The sequence below is a fragment of the Candidatus Arthromitus sp. SFB-mouse-Japan genome, from assembly GCF_000270205.1.
Taxonomy (GTDB): domain Bacteria; phylum Bacillota; class Clostridia; order Clostridiales; family Clostridiaceae; genus Dwaynesavagella.
In genome coordinates, this window is sequence record NC_015913.1 from 1325454 (window position 1) to 1346518 (window position 21065).

14 protein-coding genes are annotated in these 21065 nt (G+C 27.6%); 5 read left to right on the forward strand and 9 right to left on the reverse strand.

Features of this window, described 5'->3' with window-relative positions; all coding sequences use genetic code 11:
• Positions 1-9: 9 nt before the first annotated feature.
• The 3 genes from SFBM_RS06345 to SFBM_RS06355 all read right to left on the reverse strand — a co-directional run bounded on the left by SFBM_RS06345 (position 10) and on the right by SFBM_RS06355 (position 4003).
• The gene (locus tag SFBM_RS06345; protein ID WP_005805424.1) at positions 10-1104 is read right to left on the reverse strand and encodes a 6-phosphofructokinase; all 1095 of its coding nucleotides are present in this window, start codon (positions 1102-1104) and stop codon (positions 10-12) included.
• A 76-nt stretch (positions 1105-1180) separates the two neighbouring features.
• Positions 1181-2017, reverse strand: a complete 837-nt coding sequence (locus SFBM_RS06350) for an undecaprenyl-diphosphate phosphatase (protein WP_005805423.1) — start codon at positions 2015-2017, stop codon at positions 1181-1183.
• 111 nt (positions 2018-2128) lie between these two features.
• A complete protein-coding gene (locus SFBM_RS06355; protein ID WP_005805421.1) occupies positions 2129-4003 on the reverse strand; it encodes a tetratricopeptide repeat protein in 1875 nt (624 codons plus the stop codon).
• 81 nt (positions 4004-4084) lie between these two features.
• Between SFBM_RS06355 and SFBM_RS06360 the strand changes: the two genes are divergently transcribed.
• From SFBM_RS06360 to SFBM_RS06375, 4 genes are read left to right on the forward strand one after another with little or no spacing between them, the layout of a single operon-like run.
• Positions 4085-4987, forward strand: a complete 903-nt coding sequence (locus tag SFBM_RS06360) for a hypothetical protein (protein WP_007441074.1) — start codon at positions 4085-4087, stop codon at positions 4985-4987.
• Between the two features lie 25 nt (positions 4988-5012).
• Entirely contained in the window at positions 5013-6353 is a 1341-nt protein-coding gene (locus SFBM_RS06365) for a MurT ligase domain-containing protein (RefSeq protein ID WP_014018044.1), read from the forward strand.
• 17 nt (positions 6354-6370) lie between these two features.
• The gene (locus SFBM_RS06370; RefSeq protein WP_005805416.1) at positions 6371-7096 is read left to right on the forward strand and encodes a type 1 glutamine amidotransferase; all 726 of its coding nucleotides are present in this window, start codon (positions 6371-6373) and stop codon (positions 7094-7096) included.
• 44 nt (positions 7097-7140) lie between these two features.
• Complete coding sequence (locus SFBM_RS06375) at positions 7141-8385, forward strand: phosphodiester glycosidase family protein (protein WP_005805414.1); 1245 nt, start codon at positions 7141-7143, stop codon at positions 8383-8385.
• Positions 8386-8463: 78 nt separating this feature from the next.
• Here the strand turns inward: SFBM_RS06375 and SFBM_RS06380 are convergent, their stop codons facing one another.
• The 6 genes from SFBM_RS06380 to rfbB all read right to left on the reverse strand — a co-directional run bounded on the left by SFBM_RS06380 (position 8464) and on the right by rfbB (position 19063).
• The gene (locus tag SFBM_RS06380) at positions 8464-11652 is read right to left on the reverse strand and encodes a DUF4214 domain-containing protein (RefSeq protein WP_014018045.1); all 3189 of its coding nucleotides are present in this window, start codon (positions 11650-11652) and stop codon (positions 8464-8466) included.
• 716 nt (positions 11653-12368) lie between these two features.
• The gene (locus tag SFBM_RS06385) at positions 12369-13352 is read right to left on the reverse strand and encodes a glycosyltransferase family 2 protein (RefSeq protein WP_005805411.1); all 984 of its coding nucleotides are present in this window, start codon (positions 13350-13352) and stop codon (positions 12369-12371) included.
• A gap of 200 nt (positions 13353-13552) precedes the next feature.
• A complete protein-coding gene (locus SFBM_RS06390) occupies positions 13553-14449 on the reverse strand; it encodes a hypothetical protein (protein ID WP_005805409.1) in 897 nt (298 codons plus the stop codon).
• 102 nt (positions 14450-14551) lie between these two features.
• A complete protein-coding gene (locus SFBM_RS06395; RefSeq protein ID WP_005805408.1) occupies positions 14552-16711 on the reverse strand; it encodes a DUF4214 domain-containing protein in 2160 nt (719 codons plus the stop codon).
• Between the two features lie 146 nt (positions 16712-16857).
• Complete coding sequence (locus SFBM_RS06400; protein ID WP_005805406.1) at positions 16858-17982, reverse strand: hypothetical protein; 1125 nt, start codon at positions 17980-17982, stop codon at positions 16858-16860.
• Between the two features lie 88 nt (positions 17983-18070).
• Positions 18071-19063, reverse strand: coding sequence for a dTDP-glucose 4,6-dehydratase (gene rfbB, locus SFBM_RS06405; RefSeq protein WP_005805405.1), 993 nt, complete (start codon positions 19061-19063; stop codon positions 18071-18073).
• Positions 19064-19323: 260 nt separating this feature from the next.
• On the opposite strand from rfbB, the gene ade reads away from it, so the two are divergent.
• On the forward strand, positions 19324-21063 hold the full coding sequence (gene ade, locus SFBM_RS06410) for an adenine deaminase (protein ID WP_014018046.1): 1740 nt from the start codon (positions 19324-19326) through the stop codon (positions 21061-21063).
• The last annotated feature ends 2 nt before the right edge of the window (positions 21064-21065 follow it).

Below are 21065 nucleotides of genomic sequence, written 5' to 3' on the forward strand. Positions count from 1 at the left end.
CGCAGTACTTTAATCTCCAAATCCAATTCCCATACTCTTAGATATCTTTATTAATTCATGATCAGGATTAACAAATTTTTCATTTCCAATAACACCTTCAAGCTTTATACACGAAATTTCATCACCATCTAAACAAACCATATTACCAAACTTTCCTTCATAAATAAGTCTAGCTGCTGCAGCACCATATCTAGTAGATAAAATTCTATCGTATGTTGAAGTATTCCCTCCTCTTTGAATGTGACCAAGTATTGTTGATCTAACCTCCTGATCTGGTATTCTCTTCTCTAGATCAATTGCAAGCTTATTTGCTATTCCACCAAACCTTATTGGATCTGGAGAATCCTCAACAACTTTTGCAATAACAGTTTCTCCTAAAACTGACTTAGCTCCTTCGGATACGACTATTAAAGTATATTTATATCCCATAGCTTTTCTTTCATTAATCTTCTCTACAATTTTATCCAAATTATACGGTATCTCAGGTATTAAAATTATATGAGCATCTCCAGCAATTCCAGCATGAAGAGCAATCCACCCTGCATTTCTACCCATAACTTCAGCAATTAAAATTCTATGATGTGATTCAGCTGTTGTATGGAGCCTATCCAAACAATCAGTAACTATCCCTATCGCCGTATTAAACCCAAATGTAAAATCCGTAGCTCCTAAATCATTATCAATAGTTTTAGGTACACCTACAACATTAACACCTTTACGGGCAAAATCTCTCGCTGATGTAAGAGTCCCATCTCCACCAACTATAACCAAAGCATCAATATTTTCTTTCTTAAGATTGTCAACAGCGATATCTGAAACATCTTTCTTAACTTTTTGTCCATTTTCCTCTACTATATAATCAAAAAGATTATCTTTATTGGAACTCCAAAGTATAGTTCCACCTTTATGTAAGATATTATCAACTGCATTAATATCAAGGTTAATATAATCATTATTATACAAACCTCTATATCCAAACCTATACCCTATAACTTCATATCCATATTCTAATATAGCTGTTTTTGTTACTGCTCTTATAACTGCATTAAGACCTGGACAGTCTCCTCCACCTGTAAGTATCGCAATTTTCTTTATTTGATTCATAGTAATCCTCCCAATATCTGAGTACACTGAGATTAATTGTAACATAAAACATAATATGTGTAAATATATTATAATCCTATACTTTAATAATATTAAGATTAACAAGTATGATAAGAAGTATCGCTATAATTATCCTATAATACGCAAAATATTTCATTGGATATTTCCTCAAAAATTTTATAAACGTATCAACGACTAAAATTGCAACCAAAAACGCAACTGAAAATCCAACCACAAGGGCAATTGCGTGACCAGATGTAAATGATGAATAATCCATCCCAAAAAGTTCATAAACAGATGCCCCGATCATAGTTGGTATAGCAAGAAAAAATGAAAATTCCGCTGCCAATTTTGTTGAACATCCAAATATCCACGCTCCAGATATAGTGGAAGACGATCTACTCATTCCAGGCCATAGAGATAAAACCTGAAAACATCCAATTCCTAAGGCTTGTTTAAGTGTTACATCACCAATATCTTTAGTCTGCTTGTCTACATTTCTATTCGAAAAATACTTTTCTACAAATAAAAGTATAATTCCCCCAATAATAAGTCCAAATGACACACTAAATGTATTGAATAACTTAGATTTAATTATATCATTTATTAAAATCCCAATAAGTGCAGATGGTAAAAACGCTATAAATATATAAAACCACATCTTAAATCCATACTCTTTTAAATGGACAATCGAATCTATGATCTTATTTCTATACAAAACCATAATAGCAAGAATAGCTCCCAATTGAATAACAACTTCGTACATTTGTACAAAATCCACACCGGCAGTTTCGATAAAATTTATTATATCACTTGCAATTATCATATGCCCAGTTGATGATACAGGTAAAAACTCTGTTATACCTTCAATAATTGCAATTACAACTGCCTTCAATAACAATAAGATCTCCAATCTTGTATCCTCCTTTTAAAATTAAGTTAAACTCCAATACATATATTATCATTTTATACTTACAAATACAAAAAAACTTTAGGAAAATACTTCCTAAAGTTTTTACAAATTTTAGTATAAATAATCTAAAATAGGTATCTCTTCACTCAATGTTTCACCAGTTGCATTATCATAAATCGCTTTAAGTTTAAAATAATTTTCTCTTATTATAAATGCTTCATACTCACTATATGAATCATCAAGACCCTCATAAGCTGATTCAACATTTGAAAATGCCCTCTGAATATTATTTTCTATATTCGCATAATAAGCTCCCGCATTATTTAAATTTAAAATATCCTTCGGATTAAGTTCATAGGCTCTTCTGATACTATCTATTCCAGGACCTACTTCTCCCATATTTAGGAGTAAAACTCCGTATGTTCTCACATAAATAGAATCTTCATTTAATGCTATTGCTTCTCTAAGTTTAACTTTCGCCTCTTCATATTTTTTCAAATCTATATATATCTTAGCTGCTTGATATTTAAGGCCAGATTCATATATCGAAATTTTATTAGAAAATTTAAGTATATCTAATGCACTATTTACATCATTAAATTCATTTGTATATTTTAAGACAAACTCCTTGTCAATGTAAGTATTTAATATATCAAGTGATTTCATCTTAAGATAAAAATAGTTCATATTTAAAATTTTATTTTGTCCAACGAGCACATTGAGTAACACATCATAACTTAGAGCAAAATCACTATTTAATTTAATGCTCTGAGTTATATTATTTAAAGACTCATTATAATTTTGAAGTTTCAAATTATGCTTGGCCAAAATATAATAAACATAAAAATTTTTATCTTTAATGCTCTTTAACTCATTCAATAGTACATCAACATCATCTAATCTATTTGCATTTGTAAGTATCTCAAGCCTTATACCATTTGATAACATATTCCCATGATATTTTTTTGAGAACTCATAAACATCTTCAAGATTTGATTGAGTTTTAGACACATCTTTTATATTTATGATAGCACGAATAAACCTAAGTTCTGGGGTAGCTCCTTGAGATTCAATGAAAAAATTAAGAGAATCATTAGCCTTATTCATATCATAATACTTAATCATATCTATAACAGATAAAACATCCGTATTCTCAGGATCACTTGCAAGTGTCTTAATTATCCCATTTAAACTATTATCAAATCTATTAAATATAACACTAAGTTTACTATAACTAATAATGTCATCTATATCATTAATGGAAGATAAATCTATACCATTATAAATAAACAAAGCATTATCAGGATTATTTGATAAAAGATTATATAATATTTCCTTTTCTTTAAATCTTATCTCATCACCTAAATTTTGAACATTTTTATCCAAAATCTCTCGTGCCTCTTCAAGACTATTATATAAAAACAAATTATCTAAGAGTTTATACACATTATTTTTATGATCGCTCTGATTCCTTACAAGAGTATTATGAGATATTTTATTTTTAAGTAACGTAAGTTCCTCTTTTGCTTGAGAAATATTATTAATAGAACTTAGTAGTGTCACAAGTTCTAAATGGCTTTCAATAGAAATTGATGAGTTGTTTCTATACGCATTTATAAGATTTTGAAAATCTCCATGTATTACATAATCTAAATAACTTTCTATTATATCTGATTCATTATTCTTTCCATCTATCTTATTTACCAAAATTTCTATATTTTGATTAATTACACTATAAGTTCCTGTAATGCTATAGCTTAATACTAAAAAAACCATACAGCATGAAATAATAACCGTACGTTTAAAAAATCTATTTGAGGGAAGCACTTTATAATTTTTCCTTATATCTTTCTCTCTTAAATAATTAATTATCTCATAAGGTGACATTCCACTGAAGTCTACTTTCTTATTTTTCCTTTTTACTATTTTATCTAAACGTTCAAAATAAACTTCCCTACTCTTATCACCCTTCAAATTTTTCTTCATATTTAAAAAACCTCATTCAACTACATTTTTATTATCTAGTTTGATAATACTAAATACAAACTAATTACAAGGGGACTTAAAATGAAATTTTTAATAAAATCATTAATCATCATCACGTTCTTTACAGGATTTTATCTTTGTACATACGAGAATTTTTTTTCTGAATCCATACATTTTTTAACATTTTATTCTCAAAACTTTAAAGATTACATGAGTAACATTGTACTACAAAATAAAAATATTAACAACACACTAGATGAAACAAATACCAAATCATTATTAAACGAGTACTTCATAACAATTTTTAACGAATGTCACATAAACGACAACTTCAAAGAAACTCTCAACTCTTCAAATTTCAAAATTTTAAATTTAAGAAATGAATCAGTCCAAAATATAGACTCAATTTTATCTATAAATGAAAAAAATTTATGCGTGTTAAATGAAGTAGAAGACATGTTACAACTAAAATATTTAAAAATAGACGAATGTACTTACCGTTTATTTGGCTACGACAATTATTCAATTTCTTACGTTAATCCAATACTTTTGACAAATAAAGATCTCTTAGATATCTATAAATATTTAAGAGTATTTGAGGACAACTTCTACACTTCTATTATTTTTGTTAATCAAAAAGATCTAAATAAAAAACTTATACCCCATATACTAAATAAAAATAGAATACTCTTAACTTTTGGAGAAGAATTTTCGATTAAAAATCACAAAAATTTTCCTTTAATAACATTCGGAAAATTTAAAGATATAAACTTTTTATATCAATTAAATCTCTTCATATCAGATTATTCTATAAACAAAATAAAAATCAAATTATTCCCAACAATTGAAGAAGGACTTCCTCTTCCATCCGAAAAAATAAAAGAAATGTTAGATGATTTTAATGATAATTCTAAATTAAAATTCTCGATTAGTGAAAATGGTGACTATATTTATAGTGAATATGATATACTTAAGGATAGTTAATAAAAATTTTAGAGGTTAGAGTAAAATGAAAAAAATATTATCAATTATAATAACCAAAATAGCTATTATGGTTTTAAAATTAAAGAAAAAAGGAAGTTCATTCCCTGGTAAAATTGCTTTAAAAATTTGTCCTGATATATTAAAACATGTATCAAAGAATGTAAATACAATTTTAATCACAGGAACCAATGGTAAAACCACAACAACTGCTCTAACAAATCACATATTTAATAATTCATTTATCAACTGTTTCTCAAATTACACAGGAGCAAATATGCTACCTGGAATAACTACAACTTACATAAAAAACTATAATTTATTTAACAAAAAAGTATCTAAGACCGCAATAATAGAAGTAGATGAAGCTAGTTTAAAATATATTTGCAAATTTATCGAACCAAAAATAATTGCCGTTACAAATATTTTTCGCGACCAATTAGATAGATACGGAGAAGTCTATACAACTCTAAATCATATTAAAGAAGGAATAAAACTCTGCAGTAACTCAAAGCTCATATTAAATGGAGACGAACCTCTGCTATGCTCTCTCGAAAAAATATATAATAGCAAATATTATTTTGGATTTGAAAACTACAAAAGTAATTCAAATCAAGAAAACCTAAATGTAGAGGCTACTAATTGTAAGTTTTGTGGATCGCCTTACGAGTATAATTTCATAACTTATAATCATTTGGGAAATTTTAAATGCAGTAGATGTGATTTTAAAAGAGAAGAGCTTGATTTTTCTGTTGCAGATATTTTAGAAAATAATATAAATGAAAGTATTATAAAAATTAAAAACAACGTTATAACAATAAATCAAGGTGGTATTTATAATATATATAACGTTCTTTGTGCCTATGCCATCAGTTCAGTTTGCAATATACCAGATTATATTATAATCGACTCTATAAAAACATTTTCAAATGTATTTGGACGACAGGAAAATTTTAAAATTAAAAATAATGACATAACTATGTTCCTAGTAAAAAACCCTGCAGGCTTTAATGAAACACTAAACACTATAAATTTAAATAAACAAAATGAATTTTATCTTGGATTTTTATTAAATGACAACTTTGCAGATGGTCAAGACATCTCGTGGATATATGATGTAAATATTGAAATGATAAATGATTTTAAGCTAAAAGAAGTATTCACTGGAGGAACAAGAACCCATGACATGGGTTTAAGATTAAACCTCGGAGAAGTTAAAAATATAAATATCTTTGAGAAATATGAAGAGATTTTAGATTATTTAGAAAACAAAGAAAATGAAACCGTATATATTCTTTGTAGTTATACTTGTATGCTTGAATTCAGAAGATTCTTGTATAGCAAAAAATACATAGATTCAATTTGGTAAATTAGGAGGTTTTTAATATGGAAATAACAGTACACCACTTTTATCCCGATCTACTAAATACATACGGTGATATTGGAAATATTTTAGCCTTAAAAAAAAGATGTAAAGAACGAAGAATAGAAGTTAAAATAAATAATGTCCACATAGGCGATGATATTTCTTTAAATATTGGCGATATTGTATTTATTGGTGGTGGACAAGATTTCGAACAGTCCTTAGTCGTAGATGACTTATTATCAAAAAGAAATGTCATAAAAGATTTTATAGAAGAAAATGGATGTGTACTTGCTATATGTGGCGGGTATCAACTCCTTGGAAAAAGTTATACAACTCAAACTGGTGATATTCTAGAAGGACTTGGTATATTAAATATTTATACAGTCGCATCTAATATTCGTAAAACTGGAAATATTGTAATAAAAAATGAAGAAAATGGGGAAACTTACATAGGTTTTGAAAACCACTCAGGTAATACATATATAAATGATCACACTCCTCTTGGGAAGTGCATAATTGGTTTTGGAAATAATGGAGAAGATTCTTATGAAGGACTTGTATATAAAAATACAATATGCACATATATGCACGGTCCACTTCTGCCCAAAAACAGAGAAATTACAGATAGATTAATATCAAATTGCTTAAAATCAAAATATCAAAACTTTACAGAATTAGAAGATATTGACTCAACATACGAGGATAAATGTAAAGACTTTTTACTTAATAGATTTAACATAAAATAATATAGTTTAAAATTTTAAAATTTTATATATTTGGAGTAATTTTCATGAAAAAATTTAAAACAAAATTATCAATGTTTTTATTTGCTATTTTTGCAATGACTTTGTTTTTAACAAATATTTCTTTAGCTGCAACCCCTTATTCTTATAAAATAACTCTAGAAGAGGATATACACTTCATACATAATACAATAATAAATTATGATGGTCATGGTGGTAATCAAGAAGTAAATTATATTGAATTTGATTTAAACAATGAAAACATTTCTTTAGCATTAATTAAAGCAAACAACCTAACAGCATCAAAAGAAACTTTATTAACACAATTAAATAATTCCGAATACATAACAGGTAAAAATATTATTGGTGGAGTAAATGGCGAATTCTTTCAAATGTCAAATGGTCAACCGCTTTTCACTACAATATCAGAAGGTGAAATATTCTCTATAATAAGTGATCCTTCTGATTCAAAAAGGCCTGTATTTTACATAGACAAATCTGGAAAGTATGGATTTGATTTTTTTACAGTAAGTGGAGCTATAAAATTTATAAAAGGATCTTATAAAGATCTCCAAATAGAATCTATAAATAAACTTGATTCATACAAACACACAAATATATCAAATTACAAAATAAATGAAGAATCAACTTACTACCCACACGAAGGTTTACCTTCACGCTATATGCTAATAGAACTTTTTAATAGCGATGGAAGTATTTTTGCTGGAACAACAATATACGGAAAAGTAATTGATATAGGAGAAATGAACGAACCTAAAAAAATCGAAAAGAACCAAGTTTTAATCACATCTTATGGTGATGAAAATTATTACAATATTGATTATAAATTTTTAAACGAAATCGTATCATTCAATTTTAATATTTATTCTAAAAATGAACAAAAGTTCAAAAACGATATTCTCCACGCCTTCACAGGTCATGAATATCTAATATCTTCAGGTAAAGAGATGGGAATTGATTATTATAAAACACTAGGTGATACATCATTTATAACTGGAAGACATGCAAGAACAGCCTTAGGTATAACAAGTTATAATAAAGTAATATTATTTACAGTAGACAAATCAGATGATAGCCTAGGTATGACGCTTTCTGAGCTTTCAAAATATTTAAAAGATCTAGACATAGTTGATGCAATAAATCTAGATGGAGGTGGTTCAACCTCAATAGCACTTGAAAATAATACATACACTTTAAAACTAATGAATGATCAAACAAAATATCAAAGAGAGATAACAAATGGAATTGGAATAATAGTAAATAAGGCGTAGATATTAAATCTACGCCTTTTAGTTATAACTATTTGCTTTTTTAGGAAAATCACATGTGTTAAATTAAAATTTCAAATTCTACCACTCAAAATTAAGCTTTTGAGCTAAAGTTTTTAATTCATTTTCATTAACCATTCTATCAGCTAAAGCTTGAAGAGTTGCAGAAGATGATCCATAAACTGATAATAATTTTTTGTATTCTGCCACCCAGAATGCCTTACCTTGAGTATCAGAATCTCTATTAACTATAGCATTATATAACGCTTCTACCTTATTTTCAGGAGTTGTATATAGCTTGTCAAATTCTTTTTCATTTATCATATTTAATAAGAATGCCCTTAAAGAAACTTTCTTACTAGTTAAATTTCCTAAATGGAACATATATCCATTCTCATCAGCTGGTCTATTAAATACGACATTATAAACATTAGCTAAATAACTTTGACCTTCAGATGTAGAATCAATTTTTACATTTTTAAGAACTAAAGTTTTAGTTTTGTTATTTTTATCATTGTAATTAATACTTATTTCAGTATACTCTTTTCCTGGAACTAATCCTTCAAGAACTACCTTTCCATTCTGGAATCTAGCTTTAACATTTGAGTATTGATCATTAGTTTCAATTACAGTTTTACCGTTCTTATCTTTATATTTAAATCCAACAGGTGTAGGATTTGCACTACTTTCAGTATAAGAAACGCCTGAAGGTATAGTTACACTTATTGAAGTCGAACCTTTAGTTGAATTAGTACTAGTTACATTAACTGTAGTAGATCCAGTTGATGAAGAACTACTGCTTCCTCCAGATATTGTTCCACCACTACCTGATGAAGAACCAGGCTTTGTTGTTGCCACAGCTATATTAGAATAAATATCTCGGACTTCTGAATTTCCCTCTTTGTATGAATATGTCACCACAAACTCATATTCTTTACCAGCATTCAATCCTGTAACTACCTTAGTTACTGGATCTTCTTTTATATCACTAGATGAAATATCAGCACCCTTTGCAATTTCCCATCCATCATTAGCACCTAATCCAGCTTTATATTCTCTGTAATAAATTATTCCACCTGTTATATTTTTAATCAAATCATTATTTCCGAAGAAATCCATATCAATTGTCAATCTAACTGAAGATGTTGTAGGATTATCAGCTTTAAGTAATACAGTTATAGGATTATAATTTGCAATTACTCCAGCACTATAAGTTCCTTGATACTTTCCACTAGTTACAACATTATGAATTGTATTAATTCCTGATTTAAATTGATCAAATGTAACTCTATCACTACCACTAACTGGATCGTTCACTCTTACAGTTCCAGTAGGTACCGTAGAATTAAATTTAGCATCTATTTTAAATTGATCAGTTATATTTTCTGTTCCACTGTTAGTAGCTTGAACATTTGTTAAATTTACGGATTCAACTACTCCAGGAGTTAAGTCTACCTTTCCTTCAACTTTCTTACCATTTATCTCAAGAATCCAAGAAGCATCAGTTTTATTTGGAACAGCTCCATTAAATTGAACATCAAATACTAAATTGTCACTCTTACTCTCCGTACTATTAAATGTAGCTTTAACACCATCAACTGTTAATACTAATTTATTGTAATCTACTTTATCAAGCAAATTATTTAATAATTTATTTCCACCAACTATTGTAACTTGTCCTTCTGAAGAACTAGTTTTTACGAACTTAGATTGTACAGCAACACCATCAATCTTATCAGTAGAAATTATTAATGATGTTTGAACAGAATCAAATGATCCAGGAGTAAATTCCGCCCCTACAGGAATCTCAGTACCACTATTTGTTGGCTGTTGTTTATTTATATTTTCCTTATCCTTAACATCATTATAATCAAACGTAACTGCTACTGTTTGATATCCATGTTTGAAATTCTCTAAATTCAAAGTAACTGAAGCATTAGTATTTATTCCATTAGTAAAATCTTTTACTCCATTTGTAATATCTACATATCTAAAAGTACTAGTAGTAACAGTACTTGTCGCCGAAGTAACACTAGCAGAACTAAAAGCATTGAAATACATTGCACTTCCTACACCAGATACATTAAATGAATATTCACCAATCAATGCAACATCACTCGTAGTAGCATTAGCACCACCAGCAGGAGCTGTAAATCCAAACCCCACTTTAGATGTAGGTACAAAATTATCTTCAAGAGTACTTATATCACTATCTACTTTTGCACTTTCTACACTTATCTTAACTTCTTTTGTTCCAGCTGTAGGTTGATCTACCTTTAACTTCGCCCCTCCAATTTTAGCTGTATTACCAGTAGTCTCATTTTTAACTGTTTGATTGTATTCTAATAACTTATCAGTTCCAACACTTATTATATAATTATCCCTATCTGCAACATGTGATGGTAATTCTGGTTCTTTAGCCTCATTAAAATCATTTTTTAAAGTTGTTTTCAAAGTATTCATTGCAGTTGAATCATTTGTGGCTACAACACTCTTAAAAGTTGAAGATTTATCTTGAACTAAAACAATATCTGAAGTTAAAGTATACTCTTTATTATTCCCATAAGCAATCTCTACTTTTACCGTATCATTTAAATCCAAATTCCCATTTTTACCTAACTTTAACAAACTAACTTTATATTCACCAGTTGTTGAATCTTTAGTCAGTTCAACTGCTTTTGTTTTATCATTCCCCAAATAAGCAGTTACCGACTTAGGTTCGAAATTAGCAATTTCTTGTGAACCATTATTAAATTTAAGATCCTTTAATACAAGTTGTCCTGTAGTTATATCAGTTGTAAAACTTACAGAATCACTTGGCTTTTTAACTAAGCTTAAAGTATATTCTGCTGTCATCTTATTTGCGTAAACTATAGTAACTTTTCCAGTATAAATTCCTGGCGCAGTTATTCCACTTACATTAAATTTTCCAGTATTTTTATCCCATACACCCGTAGCTTTTGATGCAGTCTCTTTAAGATCAGATCTCTCAGTAAAAGGTTTATACTCAAACTCTCCTGTAACATTACTTATAGTTTCAGGACTTATCTTAGTAAATGTAACCTGAGCTTTACCATCTGCACTCATATCTACAGATGTCTCTAGAGACTCTATTTCTAAAGTTTTTAACTTATCTAATAAATCTGTACTTAATTTAGAATCTTGTGCATGAGCTATAAAAGCTTGTCCACCTACTGCACCAACAGTAACCATTAAAGAATTCATTCCAAGTGCTGCTGCCAAAGCAAGCGCTACTCTTTTTTTATTCATATTATTTTTGCCTCCATTTTTCATTTAAAAATAATCTTATTTTTTCTTATCTCTATGTAAATATTAACTATGCAAATTATCATATAGAAGTGTCAAATCTTTTCTCAGATTGTCCCTTTACTTCCGCATATCCAACTAAAAATTATAATCAGTATTTCTTCATCTTTTGTTAAAACCATTCCATTAAAAAGGATTAATCTAATCCTTACTCGCAATCTTATATTAATGCTCCATTATACTAATTTAACAATACTTATTGCTTGTCCATTTATTAAATATAGTAACAACACATTGCTATAATAAAATTATTAAAATACTTTGAAAACAAAATCAAATCACTAAATTTTTTTCTATCAATTTTCGGTTTTAAGTCAAACTTTCCAGTCAAAGATAAAACTTCTCCTCAAAAATTTTATCTACATTGTTATACACTATAAATTTACAGAATTCTTTTTATATGTTCCCTCCAATTAACTTAAACACAAAGAATCATATTAATTTTTATAAAATAATAACAATTACATTACAATATTAATACATTTCGCATACTAAAGTCAATATATTTTATAACTATTTTACTATAATTTTGGTTATTAATCCATAATTATTTCTCTATTTATGCGTTATATTTTTTATAAAATTATGATAAAACTATAAAAGTGTTACACTACATTAACTTTTAAAAAAACAAAAAAGCCATTTGAAAAACCAAATGACTACACAAGTAAAAACAAATTATGAAGATGCCTATATCCAAAATCTAAAAGTTGCACCTCTATACCCTTAATAAATCCTAAGCCACTAAGTATTGCAGTCTTACTGCTATCATAACTAAATATGTCCTCACTCATAAAACAATTAAAACCATATTCATCAATAAATCTACACCTAATATTCGGATAATACCTTGAAAATATGTGATTGATAATATTTATTATCTCTCTCTCATATACGATTATAATATTATCAAAACTTTCTATAACATTTTTAAATAAATAAGTAAGTTTAAGCTCAATATTTCTATACAACATATCATATGAGTTACTAGAATCAAGAGAAGTGTTCTTTTTATGAACCCTATAGTTATAAACCACCTCAGGTAAATTTCCTATCTTATACCCAGCATTATGAAATTCTAAATAAATAAGCTTATCTTCAACAATCGAAAACTCTTTCTTAAACGGCATAAGTTCTATAAATAAATCTCGCTTTCCAAATAATCCTCCCCCGTTTATACAAGACCCCGAATATATCCTAAGAAATTGATGATAATCATCTAAAACTTCATAATTAAGTGATTCCATCATCTTCATGTAAATCTCGCTACCATTCCCAAAACCTTTTAAGTAGCACCCTATAAGATCATAATTTCCCTCTTTTAAATATTTAAGCTGTTTCTCATACCTATAAATATCATTGATATCATCCCCATCACATCTTGCAATGTATTTACCATTAGAAAGTAGTACTCCCATTTTCATTGCTTCACATATTCCACCATTTCTTTTAGTAATAACCTTGATCCTCTTATCCATCTTCTCATATTCTATCAAAATATTATAACTTCTATCAGTTGAACCATCATCGATAAGAATTATCTCAAGATTACTGTAACTCTGATTAATAATACTATCTAATGAATCTCTTAAATAAATTTCATTATTATAAACTGGAACAATAACACTTATTAAATCTTCCATATATAATTCTCCTTAAAATTATACAATACTTTATAAAAATAGCTAGAATTCTTAAAAATTCTAGCTAAATCTACTATATATAAAATCAAATCCAAATTTAAATTTGATATTAATAATTTACGTAAACCAAAAACTCATTTAATTACAATTTTTATAAAAATAATTCAAGAGTGATATATCACCAGTTCTAATAAACAAAACTATAAACTGCTAAGCTCATCAATATATCTTTTAAGTGCGTTATTATCTTCTCTTTTAAGTGCATATTCACATAAAACTGCTAGTACATTTCTTCCTACAAATCTGTATAATTTCTCATTTAATCCAAAATAATTCTTATATTTACTACCTATACTTAAAGCATATTTTTCTATAACTTCATCTAATTCCATATTTTTAATTTTAGAGTCAAGTATATAATAATCCCAAATAGGATTATCATCTAGTAAACTTAACCTATTTAATATAAATCCATCGATATCACTACATTCAATTAACTTTAAATAATCTCTTATCTTTATAATATTTATCTTAGTATTTACAAAATTCTTATATTGATAATTACTTATCCTATCTTCTAATACAACTTCATTATTAATTAAATCATTAATAGTAAAATTTACATTACATGGTACTATCTCTTTTAGTATGAAATATAGTTCACTTAATTCTAAATAATCTTCTAAAAAAAGCTCATCAGCATTTAATCTTATAGCTATCTTATTAGAACAATCATAATTATGCATGTTTGGATACGTTTTAGAACAAATTTTATATAAGTTTTTATCTTGAACTTCATCTATAAGATCAATATCTATTCCATAATCTCTATAGTATAGAAGATTCTCAACAAAACAATCTAAATCCTCATATATGTTATAATAATCTAGTACCTCTTCATAATCGTTTCCAAAAAAATAATTCTTCAACCCATCAGACACAGAATCTATAAGCTTTAATACTTTAATCCTCCTTTGTACTTTTAAAATTAAATTACTATTTATCTTTTCTCTTCCTAAAAGTTCATCAATTATATAGTAGAAAAAGTTAATGTTCCCTATTAAAAATTTGGAATACGCATGTACAAAATCTCCCAATTTATTCTCCTTAAAAATTAATCTTCTTTATATAGATAATTATTTAATAATTAAAATATACCCATAACAAAAGGCATGTACATAGTACACGCCTTAATTTATTTACTCTACTCTCAATCCAAGACTATATAGGAAGTTTCTAGTTTCTGATTCACCAAGCATTCTCTCAGATATAGCTTGCATTGCTGCAGTTCTATCTCCGATTTCTGCAATTGTCTCTTCTAGAGTCTTAACCCACCAAGCAAGTCCCTCAGCATCAGATGTCCTTCCTGTAACTGATCTATACATACGCTCTACATATTTAGTATTATCTAAGTTCTTCTCCTTGTACTCTTGCTCATTAACTATATTTGATGTAAAGTAATTAACTGAAAACTCTTGAGAAGCAAGTTTTGATGTCCAATATGCCATTCCATCTGGGTCTCCATCTCTTAAGAAAAAGATATTGTAGAATCCTTCAATCCACTCTTTTGCATTTGTGATTTTCTTAGTTGTAAATGGATCTATATCCATAGATAACTCTTGTCCATCTGTAAGAGTAACTATTAATTGAAGCCCTTTAGTTAAATTGTTTGGAATCAATCCATATAGCTTAACCAAATTTTCCTTAGTATCATAGAATGAACTTGCAATTGAATCTCCAGTAATTGAAACATCCTTTATAATTCCATCTGGATCATTAAATAAAATTTCAAATTCTGCCTTAGTTGGAGTAACATTCTTAAGTTCAAAAGTATCTAATAACTCTCCTTCAGCTGAAGCCTTACCTCCCATTGTTCTTATTGTCATAGGATTTACAGAAATAGGATCATAATTTGTAAATCTCCTATTGATATCTCCATCTCCTGAATTAAATGTTACAATTAATTCCGTAAACTTATAATCAGTTCCTGATTTTAATCCAGTTATCAATATATCTTTATATTCAGCAGCATTCTTCTGAGGATCTTTTACAGTATCATCAAGTTTAGCATAGGATTGCATAACTCCAACTTTCTCAGCCTCTTTTAAAATCTTGCCATCATAAAGTTTCCCATTTGAATCCTTCATTTGTATTCTTTTAATTGTATCTTCTGGGTCATATAACGCATCATAAAATACGACACCATCGTCTATAGGTCTTATATTTGCATGGTTATAGCCTTGAGATTTATCATCTTCTGAAGTTGGACCCACGTAGCTAACTATATTACTATCACTTGAGACAACCTCACCATTTTCATTAAAATCCAAATCAACAAAGTAAGAAACAGTTGGCTTAATTGCTAAAGGATCTAATGGGTTTGTATTATCAATGTTTATATTTTCTGTTAGTAGTGGATCTAAATATGGGATTATACCTGTTTTACTATTTATACTTGTTTGGATAGATGTTTTTTGTACTACACTCTGCTCTACAAGAGTTGGAAAAACTAAAGAACCCCCAAATTCCACATTAGTTATCTCAGCTCCTGTTGGTAAACCATAAATTTTAAAATAAACATTACCATCATTATCTACAATTTTTGGAGCATTATAAGTATTCGTATACTGGTTCCTCTTAGCTGTTGTAGTATCCATAACTAAATCTTCAATTGATATCTTTTTAGTTTCTGTCTTGGCACCACTTGTATATGTTACATTAAGTGTAAAATCTTTATTTACCAATTTCCCTGACTCATCTTTCATACCAAGTGAATTTTGTAAAACTGTTGCAAGAGTTTCTTGTTGAATCAATTCAATTTGACTACCTTTACCTTGAGAAAGCAATGTTGCATTCTTAGAATATTCCTTAACAGCTGCATCAATGGTAGACTTTAATGCAGTTGCTACATTTCCAGAAAATTTAACTTTAATATAAGCATATCCACCATTAGATGTATCCCTTAAATAAGACTTTTGATATCCCTCTATATCTTCTCTTGTCACAACCGAAGTATTACGAATTACTCCGCCTTCAATTCCTAATATCGTTAAAAATTGTTCATCTTCATTTTGTGATGATGAAGACTTTACAAAATCTTCTGTTCCCTTTAAAGGAAGTATTTCATTCTCATCATACTGACCATTACCATTAAAGTCAACTGCTCCAGGATTTGCTCCAGCTGGTATTTCTACATTTGAAAGGTTAACTGTAAACTGATTATCCCCTTCAACATATCTACTTTGTTGTGCTGGTACAGCCCAAGCATATTTTGAACCAAAATGAACTATAACACCAGAAGCAATAGATAAAGATAAAAATATCCCAATTAATCTTTTTGTAAATTTTTTACTAAACATTTTTTCCTCCTTGAAAGAATTAAATTCTAAACATTAATCTTCCAAACCGATGAATTTTTAAATTTAAATTCATGTTATGTTCACATAATCGGAATATTTTTATTTTTATTTACTATATGTAATTATTTTTATTTGATTTTTTATGTTTAAAAATTCAAAATTGATTCCATATATTCCTTACTTGATTCCATATTTAAAAACTTATCTAAAATTTCAAGTTTAGCTTCATTAATAAATTCCGCACTTGATAATTTTGTATTAAACTCTTCCAATGTAATTATAGATAATCTTCCATTTATTACTTTTTTATTTGATAAAAAATAAATACTATCAACCATTTCTTTAGGAGTTGTATTCATTCTATCAAATTCATCGCTTAAAATAATATCTACCAATATACTTTTCAAATCAACCGTATTGTCTAAAATATTATGTAAATTTTCGGAGTACTCTTTTTCAGTGGGATATCTTTTCAATACCTGATAATAAATTTTAACAAAATAACTCTGAATTTCTGAATCATGTTCCATTAAGAGTTTTGGAATAATAAATTTCATTTTATTTGAACTATTCTCATCAGCGATTATTTCCACATTTAAATACTGTTTACCCGGAACCAAATTCCCAATTATTATTTTTTTATTATTTTTATCATAATCAATACTTAAACCCGAAATTTTATTTTCATTAAAATTTGCTGTAATGGTAAACTTTGAATTTGAACTTATATTTATATTTTCTGGAATATTAACTAGGCTAGTTATCCCCTTTATTGTATAATCATTTAGTGTAATAACATTTTCATAACTTTGATATAATCCATCATCTATATTAACCACAAAAATATCACTCATATAAATTTTTTCGTTATTTTTAAGAAATATCTTCAAATATAAATCTTTATTTTTATCTAACAAATCCAAACTTTTGTATAAACTACTCTCAAAATTTTCATCAATATTAATATTAAATCTCTCTATATAGCTATCTTCTGTATTAATATCTTTACTATGTATAGAAAACTTATACTCATCTAAATTTTTCAAATTAATTTCTTGTAAATTATACATAATATATTTAACCAAATCGTCTTTAGTTAATTTATTTGTATCAATGGATGATAAAAATATCTTGCCATCCTTTATACCTACAAATTCCTTACCTAAAATTTTTATATCAACAGTTTTCAATATAAAATCTAAATTTATAGTTACTAATAGTATGCAAATAAAAGCGACTATCCCAATAAGATTACGTAATTTATAGTTCAATTATATACACCACTTCTCTAATAAACTTTAAAAAGCTAACTAATACTCTACAATAAAAGCATATTTCTACTCGTACAATACTCACATTTTAATTTTCTATATACTTATCCTTTAATACTAAATCAACCCAATTCAAATTATCCAAATACCAATTTATAGTACTCCTAATAGCTACCTCAAAATTGGTATCACATTTAAACCCCAGTTCAGAATATATTTTGCTACTATCAACTGAATATTTTATATCGTGACCCAATCTATCATCAATATAAGTTATGAGAGAATAATCCTTATTTAATATATCCAATATTTTCTTTATCAAACTTAAATTATCAATCTCATATCCTGAAGAAATATTATATATTTCTCCTGTTTTACCCTCTCTTATAATTTTATCCACTGCTATTGAATGATCATGTACATATACCCAATCCCTAACGTTACTTCCATCACCATATACAGGTATTTTATTCTCTCTAACTGCATTTACAATAACAATAGGTATCAATTTTTCTGGAAACTGATAAGATCCATAGTTATTTGTGCATCTCGATATTGTCACATGAAGTTTATACATTCTAAAATAACTCATTACTAACATATCTGCTGATGCTTTTGAAACTGAATAAGGTGAAGATGGTTTTAATATATCACATTCTTTAAAACTTCTTCCATCATCTAATCTTAAATCACCATATACCTCATCGGTTGAAATTTGATGGTATTTATTAACACCATACTTTAAACACATATCCATTAAATTTTTTGTTCCTATAATGTTTGTCTCCAAAAATACTTGTCCATTATAAATTGATTTATCTACATGAGATTCTGCAGCATAATTTATTACAACATCAAAACTCTCATTTTGAAAAATATTCTCCAAAAACTTTATATCCAAAATATTCCCTCTATAAAATTTAAAATTTATATTTTGTCTAACAAGCTCTAAATTTTCAAGGTTTCCCGCATAAGTCAATGCATCTATACAAGTAATATCTATATTTCTATACTTGTTAATCATATAATGAATAAAATTACTTCCTATAAACCCTGCTCCACCTACTACACAAATCTTCATAAAACCCTCCTACTAAAAATTAAATATAGAAATCTTCACACATATCTTATAATTTAAAATTACAAATTTATCTAATCCGTATAACATTAATAAGTCTACTATAATTTCTAAATTTCTTCTACTTTAATGAACATAATTTCCTTGAATTAATTCTAAATCATAATATAATAATTCTTAATAATCTTCATAAATAATCACAATATTACCTTAAAAATATTTTAATGGAGATTATTTAATTTTTAATAAAGGTGAATTTATAAATGAATAAGAAAACTTACATTGAAAACATACAAGCATCCATAAAAAATATTCCATGTGATTTAGTGATAAAAAATATAACAATCATAGATGTATTCCAAAATTCCTCATTTGTATCAGATGTTGCTATTCATAATGGTTATATTGTTGGCATTGGAAATTACTCAGGACAAAATGAAATAGATGGAAATAAAAAATATATTTGTCCAGGTCTTATAGATGCACATGCCCATATAGAATCATCTCTATTAACACCAAAAGAATATTATAAAACTGCTCTTATACATGGAATAACTTCAATAATCATAGATCCTCATGAAATTGCTAACGTTCTCGGAATTGATGGAATCAACCTAATGATAGAACTATCCCAAAATATTCCATTTGATTTTTACTTTATGCTCCCTTCATGCGTACCTGCAACAGAATTTGAAAATTCTGGTTCCATATTAAAAAATTCAGATCTTTATCCATTTTATAAAAATAATAAAATCCTTGGACTTGCTGAAGTTATGGATCTCAGAGCTGTTCTTGAATGCAATGAAGATATGATAGATAAAATTTACGATGCTTATTTAAATAATAAAATTATAGATGGTCACTGTGCTGGATTCTCAATCGATCATATAAATGCATATACAACTGCTTATATAAAAACAGATCATGAATGTCACACTCATGAAGAATTAATTGAAAGAATTCGTCGAGGAATGTATGTACATATAAGAGAAGGTACTGTTGCCAAAAATTTAAGAGAACTAATAAAAGGTGTATCAATACACAATAGCAGAAAACTTTGTTTATGTACTGATGATAAACACATAGATGATTTTGTAAAATATGGTTCCATAGATAATTCAATAAGAATGTGTATTAGAAGCGGTCTAAGCCCTGAAACCTCAATTCAAATGGCCACTATAAATACATCTGAATGCTATAAATTAAATAAAAAAGGTGCTATCGCTCCTGGATATATTGCAGACTTTTTAATATTAGATTCACTACACGATTTTAAAATTTCATCTGTATATAAAAATGGAAATTTAGTTGTTAAAGATAATGAACTAATAAATAATGATGACTCTACTACAAAAATTTCATTAAAAACTCAAATAAATATTCCAAATCTTGCAGAAGATCATTTTAAAATCTCTATCAAAAATAAATCATTCCTAAATGTCATAGAAATAATACCTAACAATTTAAAAACTAATCATCTTAAAATAGACATATCTTCTCTTAATTTGAAATGCAATGAATACTTTAATGCACATATCGAAAATGATTTATTAAAACTAGCTATTATAGAAAGACACAATAATACTGGAAATATTGGACTCGGAATCGTAAAAGGACTTATGTTAAACTCTGGAGCAATAGCCACAACAATCGCTCATGATTCTCATAATCTAATTGTTTGTGGTGCAAATGATCAAGACATGATTCTTGCATGTAATCACATAAAAGAAATCGGTGGTGGAATTACAATTGTAGATAATGGGAAAGTACTCTACTCATTAAGGTTAGAAATTGGAGGTCTTATTACAAATAGAAAAGCTTCGGATGTTATAAAAGATTTAGAAATTTTACACAACAATATTAACATACTGTCACCAAACTTAACCTTCAATCCATTCTTAACATTATCTTTCTTATCTCTTCCAGTAATTCCTAACATAAAAATTACTGATAAGGGTCTATTTGACACTATAAATTTTAAATTTATAGATGTATGTGAATAAAA